At 74.1% G+C, this 12,805-nt stretch carries 9 protein-coding genes; 1 reads left to right on the top strand and 8 read right to left on the bottom strand.

Going from position 1 to position 12,805, the window contains the following annotated elements; translation table 11 throughout:
* Positions 1 to 1,346, bottom strand: a 1,346-nt coding sequence (locus ACFVVX_RS29840; protein ID WP_387950082.1) for an ATP-binding protein, incomplete at its 3' end; no start/stop codon positions are given.
* A gap of 538 nt (positions 1,347 to 1,884) precedes the next feature.
* Between ACFVVX_RS29840 and ACFVVX_RS29845 the strand changes: the two genes are divergently transcribed.
* Entirely contained in the window at positions 1,885 to 2,118 is a 234-nt protein-coding gene (locus ACFVVX_RS29845; protein WP_387950084.1) for a hypothetical protein, read from the top strand.
* A gap of 246 nt (positions 2,119 to 2,364) precedes the next feature.
* Here ACFVVX_RS29845 and ACFVVX_RS29850 read toward each other — a convergent pair whose 3' ends face one another.
* The 7 genes from ACFVVX_RS29850 to ACFVVX_RS29880 form a co-directional block, all read right to left on the bottom strand.
* Complete coding sequence (locus ACFVVX_RS29850) at positions 2,365 to 3,258, bottom strand: S1 family peptidase (protein ID WP_387950201.1); 894 nt, start codon at positions 3,256 to 3,258, stop codon at positions 2,365 to 2,367.
* Between the two features lie 222 nt (positions 3,259 to 3,480).
* Positions 3,481 to 5,130 carry an RNA polymerase sigma factor gene (locus ACFVVX_RS29855; RefSeq protein ID WP_387950086.1) on the bottom strand — a complete coding sequence of 550 codons (1,650 nt, stop codon included), beginning with the start codon at positions 5,128 to 5,130 and terminating at the stop codon, positions 3,481 to 3,483.
* 493 nt (positions 5,131 to 5,623) lie between these two features.
* Positions 5,624 to 6,502: a FadR/GntR family transcriptional regulator gene (locus tag ACFVVX_RS29860; RefSeq protein ID WP_387950088.1), complete on the bottom strand. Its 879-nt coding sequence runs from the start codon at positions 6,500 to 6,502 to the stop codon at positions 5,624 to 5,626.
* A 246-nt stretch (positions 6,503 to 6,748) separates the two neighbouring features.
* A complete protein-coding gene (locus ACFVVX_RS29865) occupies positions 6,749 to 7,654 on the bottom strand; it encodes a hypothetical protein (protein ID WP_387950090.1) in 906 nt (301 codons plus the stop codon).
* A 3-nt stretch (positions 7,655 to 7,657) separates the two neighbouring features.
* A complete protein-coding gene (locus ACFVVX_RS29870; protein ID WP_387950092.1) occupies positions 7,658 to 9,226 on the bottom strand; it encodes an ATP-binding cassette domain-containing protein in 1,569 nt (522 codons plus the stop codon).
* A gap of 224 nt (positions 9,227 to 9,450) precedes the next feature.
* A complete protein-coding gene (locus ACFVVX_RS29875) occupies positions 9,451 to 10,209 on the bottom strand; it encodes an NUDIX domain-containing protein (RefSeq protein WP_387950094.1) in 759 nt (252 codons plus the stop codon).
* 204 nt (positions 10,210 to 10,413) lie between these two features.
* A complete protein-coding gene (locus ACFVVX_RS29880) occupies positions 10,414 to 12,543 on the bottom strand; it encodes a glycogen debranching N-terminal domain-containing protein (RefSeq protein WP_387950202.1) in 2,130 nt (709 codons plus the stop codon).
* Positions 12,544 to 12,805: the final 262 nt, after the last annotated feature.

Raw genomic sequence — 12,805 nt, forward strand, 5'->3', positions numbered from 1 at the left:
GCCTCCTTGTGCTGGCGGGCCGCGACGCGGGTGCGGGCGGCGGCGACGACCTTCTCCAGGACGGCCCGGGCCTGGACCTTCTCGTCCTTCTTGGCAGAGGTCAGGAAGGCCTTGAGCTCCTTGGCGACCACCGCGGCGACGATCCGGTTGGCGGCCGAGGTGCCCAGCACCTCCTTGGTCTGGCCCTCGAACTGCGGCTCGGCGAGGCGGACGGTGACCACCGCGGTGAGGCCCTCGGTGGCGTCGTCCTTGGTGATGTCGTCCTCGGCCACCCGCAGCAGCTTGCCGGACCGCAGTGCCTCGTTGACGGTCTTGGCGAGCGAGCGCTCGAAACCGGTGACGTGGGTGCCGCCCTTGGGGGTGGCGATGATGTTGACGAAGGAGCGCAGGGTGGTGTCGTAGCCGGCGCCCCAGCGCAGCGCGATGTCCACGCCGAGGGTGCGGGTGACCTCGGTGGGCGTCATGTGGCCGAGCTCGTCCAGGACGGGGACGGTCTCCTTGAAGGTGCCCTCGCCCTGCAGCCGCAGCACGTCGCAGACCGGCTTGTCGGGCGCGAGGAACTCGCAGAACTCGCCGATGCCGCCGTCGTAGCGGAAGGTCGACTCCTCGACCTTGTCGCTCTCCGTCAGTCGCTCGTCACGGACCACGATGGTGAGGCCGGGGACGAGGAAGGCGGTCTGCCGGGCCCGGCTGTGCAGGCCCTCCAGGGAGAGCTTCGCCTCCTTGAGGAAGATCTGCCGATCGGCCCAGTAGCGGATCCGGGTGCCGGTGCGGGCCTTCGGCACCTTGCGGACCTTGGTGAGGCCGTTGGCGGGCTCGAAGGGCGCGTCCGGGCTGGTCTCGGTGAAGATCCCGGGGGTGCCGCGGCGGAAGCTGATGCCGTGGGTGTGGCCGCTGCGGTCGACCTCGACGTCCAGGCGGGCGGAGAGGGCGTTGACGACGGAGGCGCCGACGCCGTGCAGGCCGCCGGAGGCCGCGTAGGAGCCGCCGCCGAACTTGCCGCCGGCGTGCAGCTTGGTCATCACGACCTCGACGCCGGACAGGCCGGTCTTCGGTTCGACGTCCACCGGGATGCCGCGGCCGTTGTCACGGACCTCGACCGAGGAGTCGTCGTGCAGGATCACGTCGATGTGGTCGCAGTAGCCGCCGAGGGCCTCGTCGACGGAGTTGTCGATGATCTCCCAGAGGCAGTGCATCAGGCCCCGGCTGTCGGTCGAGCCGATGTACATGCCGGGGCGCTTGCGAACCGCCTCCAGGCCCTCCAGGACGAGCAGGTGCCGAGCGGTGTAGTTGGAACCGTCGTCGCCGGCCAGCAGTGCGGACGGCACGGTCGTTTCGGCACTCACGCGGCACTCTCCTCGGTGAAGTTCTGTCTCATCGGTCACATCCGGGCACACCCGGATCGTCCGCCAGTGCAGCACATCGCACCGACATTCGCTCCCCTGCGTGTGTACACCCCTCCGCACGGTGCACAGCACGGCGGGCCGGTCCCGCGCAGCTTGTACGCGCTGCGCGAACAAGGGCTGCGCCGGATTCGGGGCGCCGGGGCGCCATCTCCTCCCGGTACCACCGGTCCTGGCGGACCGTGGGGCCGGGCACAGGCTCCGGAACTGCCGTTATGCAGGCTACCGGGGCCTGGGACGGGGCTTATGCTCCAACCCAGCAGAGGATTATGCTACGCGGACCTCGACTCCCGGTCCCGATCGGGCGTTCGAGCGATAGACGGATCCTGGGATTCGGTACGCATGAACCACCGGCCCCCGGGGCACGTCCTCATCAACACAGCAGAATCCTCAAAGAAGAAAAGCCACGAGCGGGAACGTTTTCGGCCTGGTTGGATGTTGACCCTGGTACGACAGCTCGTCGAGCTAGAGAAGAGGCGACGTGACTACTGTTCTGACCCCTGCGAGCCCGCTCACCGCGGCTGACCGCTGCGACCGCTGCGGCGCCCAGGCTTACCTGCGCGTCGTACTCGCCAGCGGTGGAGAGCTGCTCTTCTGCGCCCACCACGGCCGGAAGTTCGAGCCCGAGCTCAAGAAGATCGCCGTGGAGATACAGGACGAGAGCGGCCGTCTCAGCAACACGGCCACGGCCACGGCCGCCGACGAGGAGCGCTGATCCGAGGCGCCACCGCAGCAATCAGCCACGAGCTGTGTCCGGCCGTGCACTGCGCATGACCGGTGAGCCGGGCGGCGGGCCCCCTTCGGGGGGTTCCGCCGCCCGGCTCCGCTGTTTTCCCCACCTACCGCCCTCGCCTCCGTCGGCAGCACCGCCGGTCGGCCGGGCCGATGGCGGATCAGAAGGCCACCGGCCGTGAGCGTCCGGTCACAGCACCGAGCGCACCGCGTTTCACAGCACCGAGCCTCACAGCACCGAGTGCACGGCGTCCGAGACCGCGCCGATCCTGGTGTAGACGCCCGGGTGGGCGGCCTCCGCGCAGCCCGTCCCCCAGGAGACGAGTCCGGCCAGCCGCCCGCCGACCACCAGCGGGCCGCCGCTGTCGCCCTGGCAGGCGTCCCTGCCGCCCTTCTCCTCGCCCGCGCAGACCATCCCGCGGGCGTCGAAACGCCCGTCCTGGCCGCCGGGGTAGGCGTGCGCACAGGTCTGGTCCGCGATGATCGGCACGTCAACCCCACGCAGCGTGGGCGAGTAGTTACCGGTGCCGGTGGTGTCCCCCCAGCCGAAGACCTGCGCCCTCGTCCCCGGCACGTACGGCTCGGTCTCGCCCTGGCCGACCAGATCGATCACCGGACGGCCCGTCTGCGGCTCGGCGAGGGTGAGCACCGCCACATCGTTCATGTTGGCGGCGAAGGCGTAGTCGGGGTGGATCCAGACCGACTGGACCGGCACCTCGTACCCGGCCGAACCCCGCAGGTCGTCCCGGCCGATGACGGCCTTCAGCTCCGGCCGGTCCACCCGCCTGCCCTTGGACTCGTCGTAGAAGCAGTGCGCGGCCGTCACCACCTTGGTCGGCGTGACCAGCGCGGCGCCGCAGAACTGGCCCGAGCGGCCGTTGCCGAACTGCGGCCGGCTGGACAGCGCCACCACCCACGGGTGGTCGGAGGTGCCGGCGGCCACACCGCCAACGATCCGGCGCTGGGCCTCGGCCGGACCGGCCGGGCCGAGCGCGACGAGCGGCGCGGGCAGCGCGGCCAGCAGGGCCAGGACGGCGGCCCGGTGGCGCCGGCGCCCCGGCCGGGCCGGGCACACCGGCGTCGGGGCGGCAGTCGGCAGGTCCGCACGGTCCGGGTTGGGCAGCACCGTTTCTCCAGGGTGGCTCGGCAGCAGGCAACCGGCACAGCGTAGGTGATCAACTACGCTGTGCGACCGCTTCCCGGCGCACGGCCACCCGGACGAGGGACAAGCGCCACCCGGACGCTGACGCGCCAGGCCCCGGACATGCGCAGAGGCCCGGAGCGGTGCGCTCCGGGCCTCTGCCGTCGAACCTCTCCGCAGGGCTCGTGCCCCGCGGTCCCGCCTTTAGTCCAGGTAGTCGCGCAGCACCTGGGAACGCGACGGGTGACGCAGCTTCGACATGGTCTTGGACTCGATCTGGCGGATGCGCTCACGGGTGACCCCGTACACCTTGCCGATCTCGTCCAGCGTCTTCGGCTGACCGTCCGTCAGGCCGAAGCGCATCGAGACCACGCCCGCCTCGCGCTCGGACAGGGTGTCCAGCACCGAGTGCAGCTGCTCCTGGAGCAGGGTGAAGGAGACCGCGTCGGCCGGGACGACGGCCTCGGAGTCCTCGATGAGGTCACCGAACTCGCTGTCGCCGTCCTCGCCGAGCGGGGTGTGCAGCGAAATGGGCTCGCGGCCGTACTTCTGGACCTCGATGACCTTCTCAGGGGTCATGTCGAGCTCCTTGGCCAGCTCCTCCGGCGTGGGCTCGCGGCCCAGGTCCTGGAGCATCTGGCGCTGGACGCGGGCCAGCTTGTTGATGACCTCGACCATGTGCACCGGGATACGGATGGTGCGGGCCTGGTCGGCCATCGCGCGGGTGATCGCCTGGCGGATCCACCACGTCGCGTAGGTGGAGAACTTGTAGCCCTTGGTGTAGTCGAACTTCTCGACCGCACGGATCAGACCGAGATTCCCCTCCTGGATCAGGTCCAGGAAGAGCATGCCGCGGCCGGTGTAGCGCTTGGCCAGCGAGACCACCAGGCGGAGGTTGGCCTCCAGCAGGTGGTTCTTGGCGCGGCGGCCGTCCTCGGCGATGATCTCCAGCTCGCGCTTGAGCTTGGGGGCCAGCTTGTCGGCGGCCGAGAGCTTGTCCTCGGCGAACAGGCCGGCCTCGATGCGCTTGGCGAGCTCGACCTCCTGCTCGGCGTTGAGCAGCGGGACCTTGCCGATCTGCTTCAGGTAGTCCTTGACCGGGTCGGCGGTGGCACCGGCGACAGCGACCTGCTGGGCCGGGGCGTCGTCCTCGTCGTCGTCGGAGAGCACGAAGCCCTGCGACTCCTCCTCGGGCTCCGCCTCCTCGCCCGCCGCCTTGTCGCCCGGCAGCGCGGCGTCCTCGAGCAGCTCCTCCTCGCCGCCGAGCTCCTCGTCCTTGCCGCCCTTGCCGGCGGCGGTCTTCTTGGCCGCGACCTTCTTGGCCGGCGCGGCGGCCTTCTTGGCCGCGGCCTTCTTCGCCGGGGCGGCCTTCTTCGCCACGGCCGCCTTCAGCTCGGCGGCGACGGAGGTCGCCCCCTCGACGGTGATCTCGGCGGACACGGTGCTGACCGAGGCCGTGGCGGCCGCGACCGACGGGGTGGAGATGGTCGCACCGGGCGCGATCCGCACCGGGGGCTTGGTCGGTGCCGAGGGCGCGGCAGGGTTGCGGGTGGTGACCGCCTTGGTGGCCGTGCGCTTGGTGGGGCTCTTGGCCGCGACGCTCTTGCGCTTGGCGCCGGCCGGTTCGGCCGCGCTGACCATGAGATCCACCCCTTCCTCAATCAGAACCTGGTTGAGGCTGCGCATGACGTTCTTCCACTTGGTGACCGGGATCTGGTCCGCCTCGAACGCCTGGCGCACGTCGTCACCGGCGATCTGCCCCTGGGCCTTGCCCCGCTCGATGAGCGCCAGCAGAGCCGCGGACTCGGCGATCTCGGGGGGAAGTGAACGGGATGTGCTGGCCGACACGAACAACCTCTCGGACGATGAGTGGACTCGAACCCGTACCGGCCGCCCGAGCGGGCGGGGAAGGAAATCGCGCGTCGGACGCGCGGTGTCGATTCCGACCGACTCGGGCTTGAGGACTGGGTTTGCAGGACGGCAGCAGCGCCGTGGATCAACACAGCATTCTGACATGTCGGGGTATTCCGGAGCTGCTTCCGCTCCGTACACATCGCTGCTACTCGTCAAGTGTTACGCATGGCCTTCGTGTCGCGGGTCACACCACTCGGCGGCCGCGGCCCGGGGCCGACTTCCATCATCGCGCACTCGCCGCGAAGCGCGTGACATGGACGCGGCGTAACCACCCGGGCGCCCGGTCCGGCATCCGACGCCCGCGCCCGGCTCCCCACCCGGCATCGCACCCGGCGCCCCGCCCGACCCATGCCGAGGCCCTCCGGTCGCGCCGTGCGGTGCGGCCGGAGGGCCAGGGGTTCGCGGGGGGCCACTCGGTCGCCGGGTGGACGGCTCAGTGCTCCCGGGGAGCCGGGACGGACGGCTCGATCTCCGGGTGGACGGTGAGCAGCGCCCGCATCGCGGCCTCGCCCGCGGTGCCGTCGCCGATGCCGAGGGCGTCCACCAGCCGGGCGTGCAGGCTGACCGAGGCCTCCGAGGGGCGCTCGCAGGAGATGGCCGGCCCGCCGGAGACCTGCAGCGCGCAGGAGACGATGCCGGAGAGGTGCTCCAGCATCCGGTTGCCCGCCATCTGCAGGATCAGGACGTGCAGCTCGACGTCGGCCCGCGCGTAGGTCGAGAGGTCGGCCTGGGCGGCGGCGTGGCCCATGATGTCGATCAGCTCGACCAGCCGCTGCTGGACGTCCTCGCGGCCGTGGCCGGCGGCGAGCCTGGCCGCCAGCGGCTCGATCGCCCAGCGGAGCTCGAACAGCTCCCGGCGCTGCTCGTCGCGCTGCGGGCCGAAGGCGCGCCACTCGATGATGTCGGGGTCCAGCAGGTTCCAGTCGCCGACCGGCCGGACCCGGGTGCCGACGTTCGGCCGGGCACTGACCAGGCCCTTGGCCTCCAACACGCGCAGCGACTCGCGGACGACGGTGCGGGACACCTCGAACCGCTGGCCGATCTCCTCCGGGACGAGCGGGCGGTCGGCGCCGAGATCGCCGGAGACGATCATCTGGCCGAGCTGCTGCACGAGCTGGCCGTGCAGGCCGCGGCCACGACTGCTGGTGGTCTTGCGGCCGACCCGGGCGAGGTCGGACTCGGCGCCCTCCCAGCGGGGCGCCGGCGGGGTCGGCCGGTCGGCGTACGAGAAACGGTCCAGATCGCCGGGGCCGTGGATGGCGCCGTCGATGGAGCGGGCGGTGGTCATGGTGGGGTGCGCAAGGGTACTCACAGGTCCTTTGTCGGCGATCCGCGGGCCCAGCTTGAGGATTCTCGTGAAAAGCACACGAAAGGGTGATCGCCCGTGACTGGATAATTGACTTCTTATCAGGAAGAACCGCGCATTACGGTCACTGCTGGTCGATCTTGGCAGGGTGGCGACGGACCGTCAGTATCCCGTCACCGGGCGCCACTGCGCGCGCCCCGGAGGCCGGACCCCCTGCGCGGGCACCCGGGCCGGGCCGGACCCGGGCCCGGCCTACAGCGCGCGGCGGCGGACCTGGACCAGCAGGCAGACGAGCAGCAGCACGAACGCGGGCGCCACCATCGCCGCGAGCAGGGCGGGATCGGTCAGTGCCGCCCCGCCCACCGCAACCCGGCGGTCCCCGCCGTACACCCATCCGTACGCCCACTCCACGCCGGACTGGAACGGCAGCAGTTCGGCCGCACGGGACGGCCAGGCCGTACCGGTCTGACGCAGCAGCAGCGCCACCCCGGACTCCAGCAGCGGCGGCAGGGCGCAGAGCAGCAGCACCCCGGCCGCGGCGCTGCGGGTGAGCGACGCGGTCAGCACGCCCGTCCAGCCCGCCACGACCACCAGCATGACGAAGGCGAGCAGCGCGGACGGCGACCCGTGACCGGCCCCGAGCGCCACCGGGGCAAGCGCCCCCGGCAGGTCCGCCAGCCCGGTCAGACCGGCCGAGGAGAGCGCGCGGGACACCTCGGCCGAGAGCACGGCCGGCTCGGACCAGGCGGCCACGACCACCCCGGCCGGCATCGCGAGGTGCGCGGCCACGGCGTCGATCAGCAGGGTGGCCAGCGCCAGCAGCCCCGCCACCGGGCCGATCACCAGCAGCTTGGCCAGCAGCAGTCGCACCCGGCGCGGGTACGACGCCTGCGAGGCCGCCAGACCCGGGTACCGCACCTCGTGCCCGTACGACAACGCGCCCAGCACCCCGGCGCCGAGGGCCGCGAACGGCAGTGGGATCAGCGGAACGGCCGCGGTCAGCAGGCGGACGCCGGCCGGCGCGGCCAGCGAACCCGCGGGCGTCTGGTGGGCGAGCACCGCGGCCACCACCGCGTCGCAGAGCAGCACGGCGGCGAGGAGCAGCCAGGTGGAGCGGAGGCCGCGCAGCCGGCGCAGCTCGTAGGCCAGTACACGCACGGTTCACTCGCTCCGGTGGTCGGGGGTCGGGTGGGGGGTGGCGGCGAGGCGGGCGGCCGCCGGGTCGAATCGGCCGAGGCGGACGGTGTCGTCGGTCAGCAGGTCCGCGGCGGAGGAGTCCTTCCGCTGGTCGCGCGGGCCGGGGGCGGAGGCGGGGCCGGCGGCGCTCTGCCGGGCGACGGCGGTGCGGCTGTCCCGGAAGAGGCGGTCCACGGCGACCGTCGGCGAGTCCTCGTGGGCGTCGGGGGTCCCGGTCGCCTCCGCGGCCCCGGCGGGCCGTGCCGTGGCCGCCGACAGGGCAGTCGCAGCTGAGGCGGTGGTCGCGGCGGAGCCGGTCGCAGCTGAGGTGGTGGAGACGGTGGCGCCGGATCCCGAGCCCGCGGCGGGGGTGGCGGGCAGCGCCAGGGCGGGCAGCACTCCGCCGTCCGGGAGCGCGGTGGCCGGCTGGGGCAGCTGCACCGCCGGGGCCTTCACGGTTCGGGCCTTCACCGTCCGGGCCTGCGCCGGTTCCTCCTCCGCCCGGCTCCTCGCCGCCGGGGGCCGGGCCGACTGGGGCTCGGCGGGCTGCGGCTCGGCCGGCCGGGGTTCGACCGGCCGGGGTTCGACCGGCCGGGGTTGGGCCGAGCGGGCCTTGGTCGGCTGGAGCTGGATGTGCCCGGAACGGCCCGAGGCGGCCGGCAGGGTGGCGCGGGGCGCGGGCTGCTCGACCACCCGGTCGGCGAGTTCGTGCAGCAGGATGCCGTGGCGGTAGGCGAGCTCGCCGATCTCGGTGCGGCCGATCCCCGCGACGGCGAGGCCGGCCCCGCCGTCGCGGCGCACCTCCGCGCCCTGGCCGATCAGCAGGTCGGCGAGCCGGGCCATCTGCGGTCCGCGCACGGCCACCTCGGGGCTGAGCCTGGTCCGGCAGAACTCCGTCACCGGCTGGTCGGCCACCAGTCGGCCCTGGTCGAGGGTGATCACGCGGTCCGCGAGCTGCGCGGCCTCCTGCGGGGAGCGGGTGGTCACCAGCACCGTCCCGCCCGCGACCCCGAACGAGCGCAGGAAGGAGTGGAACCACTCCTCGTTGCGCGGTGACAGGCCCTCGGTGGGTGCGTCGAGGAGCAGCGTGCCCGGGTCGCCGAGCAGCGCGGTGGCGAGGGCGAGCCGGCGGTGCATGCCGGGCGAGAAGGTCCGCAGCCGCTGCCCGGCGACGGTGGCCAGCCTGGTCTGCTCCAGCAACTCGTCCGCCCGACGGGCGGGGAGCCCGACGGCCGCCGCGAGCATCCTGAGGTGGCTGTGCGCCTTCCGGCCGGGGTGGCCGGCGACCGTGCCCGAGACGCCGGCCGGGCCGGGCAGCAGGACGCCGACCTCCCGTTCGGGGTGGCGCAGCCGGCGGTAGGTGCGGCCGTCGAAGAGCGTGACGCCCTGGCCGCGTTCGAGTTCGAGCATCAGCCGCAGTGCGGTGGACTTGCCGGAGTCCTCGGGCCCCAGGAGTGCTGTGACCACGCCCGGGCGGGCGTCGAAGGTCAGGTCGAGCACCGCCGGTGAACCGCCTCTGCGGTAGACCTTGGTCAGTCCGGTGATCTGGATCATCGCTGGCTGCTCCCATGCCCTTGGCCGACCTGGTCTGCACGGCGTGGGATCGTGCCCGCACGTCCCCGCGCCAGCACATTAGGGGGCCGGAGCGGAGATTCCGGGCATTACGGGAGCGGCGCGGGCCCGCAGCCCGCCCACCTCACCCGATCAGGGGACAATCCGATCCTGCGACGGCACGCGAAGGGCCGCCGGGCCGGACGGGGTGCGGTCGACGGCCCCGGTCAGGACTCGGGGCGCAGCATGGGCGGGTTGAGGACGGTGGCCCCGCCGGGGGTGAACAACTGGGCCGGGCGACCGCCCTGACGGGTCGTCGTACCGCCGGAGGGCAGCAGGAAGCCCGGGGTCCCGGTGACCTTGCGGTGGAAGTTCCGCGGGTCGAGGACCACACCCCACACCGCCTCGTAGACCCGGCGCATCTCGCCGACGGTGAACTCGGTCGGGCAGAAGGCCGTCGCCAGCGAGGAGTACTCGATCTTGGATCGGGCGCGCTCGACCCCGTCGGCGAGGATCAGCCCGTGGTCGAAGGCGAGCGGGACGCCGTCGGCCGGGTTCTGCCCGAGCAGCTCCGCGACCGGGGCCCAACGGGCGCTGCTGGCGTCGCCACCGGCCCTGGGCGTCGGCAGGTCCGGGGCCAGCACCAGGTAGGCCACGCTGACCACGCGCATCCGGGGGTCGCGCTGCGGGTGGCCGTAGGTCGCGAGCTGTTCCAGGTGGGCGCCGGCCGCGCCGGTGCCGATCCCGTCGTGGCCGGGGGCCGAGTGTGCACGCAGGCCGGTCTCCTCGGCCAGCTCCCGGGAGGCGGCCTCGGCCAGGCCCTCGTCCGGGCGGACGAAGCCGCCGGGCAGCGCCCAGTACCCCTGGAAGGGCGGCTCGCCCCGCCGTACCAGCAGGGCGCACAGCGCGTGGTCCCGCACCGTCAGCACCACCAGGTCAACCGTGACAGCGAACGGGGGGAAGGCCGACGGGTCATAACGCGACATGGCGACGATCATAGTCGTCTCTCTGACGATAAGCACAGGCCGCCGTCGGGGCCGTCCCGCACCCCGGCGCGGGACACTGCCCAGGTACGGGGCAGGGCGGGCGTCGGCGGCGAGTGAGCGCGGGCGGGCGGGGCCGGCCGGGAGACCGGGAGGTGGCGCCCCGACCCGCGCGCCGGTCCGCCCGCGGGCGGACCGACGTGCCCGTCAGCGGGCGACCAGTTGCAGCTCCGCCGATGCCTCCTCCACCATCGCCACGCCGATCCGGCTCACCCGGACCGAGAACGGCTCGCCCGCGACCCGCAGACCGGTCAGCTGCAGCTCGCCGAGCGGCGCGGTGCTGGCCGGCCGGACCAGGACCCGCCCGCCCGGGACGTCCGGCCGGACCCCGGCGAGCGCGAACACCGCGTGCACCGCGCCCGCCGCCGAGACCGCCGCCGGGCGGCACGCTGCCGGGTGTGGCACGGGCGGGCAGCCGGGTGTGCGCTGCTCCCCCGCGTACATCTCGGGCAGCCGCCCTTCGAAGTGGGTGGCCGCGCCGAGCAGGCCCTCCAGCAGGGCGCCGGCCTCGTTCTCGTGACCGGCCTCGGCCAGCCCGGCGACCGCGAGGGCCGTCTCGTGGACGCGCACCGCGCCGCTGCGGTGGCCCAGCGGGTTGAACCGGGCCGACTTGGCGCTGAGCGTGCGCAGGCCCCATCCGCTGTCCAGCTCCGGCGCCGCCAGGCGGTGGGCCAGCAGCCGGGTCTGTTCACGGTCCAGCAGGCTCTCGTGCCGACCGCCGTCGGCGCAGAGGCCGGGGTCGAGGAGGTGGACGAAGGAGGAGGCGACCGCCGGCAGCGGCTGACCGCTGGGGGCGAGACCGGCCGCCGGGCGCCCGCCGGAGAGGTCGTCGATCCAGAACCGCTCCCGGAAGCGCCCGCGCAGCTCGGCCGCCCAGCCGCGCCACTCCTCGGCGCCGGGGCGCCCGAAGGCCTCCAGCAGCTCGGCGCCGTGCAGGGCGGCGCGGTGTGCCTGGGCCTGCACCTCCGTCCGGGCCGCCACCGGGTGGGCGGCCCGCTCCTCGACCGGGCGGCTCAGATCGGTGACGAGGCCGTCGACCAGCCCGCCGCGCAGGGCCCCGAGTGCGCGTTCGGCGGCCGGGAGCAGCTCGGCGACCTCGTGCCGGGGCAGGCCCCAGCGCCAGGCCTCGGCCAGCACCGTGACGAACAGCAGCGTCGCCTCGGTGGCGGTGCAGGTGGGCGGCAGCTCCGGACCGGCGTGCCGCAGCGCGCCGGGCAGCAGGCCCTCGGGCAGCCTGCCGGGGCCGCCCTGGCCGGCGGGGAGGCCCGACTGCTGGCGGCGGGCCAGGGCCCGCAGGGTGCCCGCGGCGAGCCGGGTGCCCAGCGGCAGCGTGAGCCGCGCCGCCCACAGTGCGTCGGCCGGCGCGAGCCCGAACCGCCAGGGCGCTCCGGAGGCCGGGTAGAGGTCGGTGGGCCGGTCCGAGTCGGCGAACAGCAGCCCGCCGAGGGCCTCCAGCGAACGCGACACCAGCGGCTGGGCCCGGGGGTCGTCGCTGCGGATCTCCGGTTCCGCCCAGGGCAGCGGGACACCGGTGCCGCGCCCGCCCGGCGGGCGCGGGCCGGGGGCGGTGGCCTCCAGCTCGGTGCGCAGCTCGACCGACCAGCGGGCGCCGGGCTGCACCTCCAGGTCCCAGCGCAGCACTCCGGCCCCGGCGAGGACGGCGTGCGGCGAGGGCTTCGCGCTGACGGTGGCGCTGTGGGCGGGCCCCGCCCAGCGCAGCCCGGCGGACTGCACCTGGCCCGGCAGGTCGGGCGAGCGGTGCCCGGCGGCGATGTCACCGACCGGGCCGAGGTCGGTGCCGAGGGCGATCTCCAGCGGGAGGCGGGCGGGGCGGCTCCCGGCGTTCCGCACGATGACGGTCTCCACGCCGTCGGCATGGCGCAGCCGCTCCACGGTCAGCGCCGGATCCGGGTCGAGGTCGCCGGGCAGGCGGACGGCGCCGAGGAAGCGGGCCTGGGCCGCCGTGGTCAGGGTGCCCAGGAGCGGGAGCGGCTCCATACCGCCGAGCCGCAGCTCCATCTTGGCCACGACCCGGACGCCGGAGCGGTAGAAGCCGTGGAGGCCGTGACCGCGCAGCTGCCCGTCCGGTCCGGAGGCCGCCATCGCGGGCGCGTTGACGCAGAGCACCGCGTGGTGGACGGCGGCGGGCTGCGGCCGGGGCGGAGCCGCGGACCTGGTCTGGCCGGCGGGCGCGCCCGCCGGGACCGGATCGGGACGGCCGGCCGGTCTCGGCGCACCGACCACGCTCTCGGCCGGTGCGGCCTGTGGTGGCCTCATGGCGGTCACCGGACTCTCCTCCCCTCGGCGGTCCGGTGGCCGGTGGGGCCGGTGGGCCGCGAGCATGCTCGATCGCGTGCTGATGGTGCCGGGCCGGCGGGGGTTCCCGTCGGCGTGTGCCGTGTCTGGCCGTACCCGGTGCCGGGCCGTGCCATGCGACGCGCGGTACCGCTCCGGTACCGGCCCCGCCCCGTGTCGGGCACCTCGCTGTGCCCGGCACGTCGTCATGTGCGGCGCTCCGTGGTGCCGGTGGCGCCGTGCC

The sequence above is a fragment of the Kitasatospora sp. NPDC058170 genome (assembly GCF_042883905.1).
Lineage (GTDB): Bacteria > Actinomycetota > Actinomycetes > Streptomycetales > Streptomycetaceae > Kitasatospora.

Excerpts from the sequence above, each read along its gene's own strand:
- ACFVVX_RS29875 (WP_387950094.1), bottom strand. The coding sequence starts at position 10,209 with ATGTCGCGTTATGACCCGTCGGCCTTCCCCCCGTTCGCTGTCACGGTT.
- ACFVVX_RS29870 (WP_387950092.1), bottom strand. The coding sequence starts at position 9,226 with ATGATCCAGATCACCGGACTGACCAAGGTCTACCGCAGAGGCGGTTCA.
- ACFVVX_RS29880 (WP_387950202.1), bottom strand. The coding sequence starts at position 12,543 with ATGAGGCCACCACAGGCCGCACCGGCCGAGAGCGTGGTCGGTGCGCCG.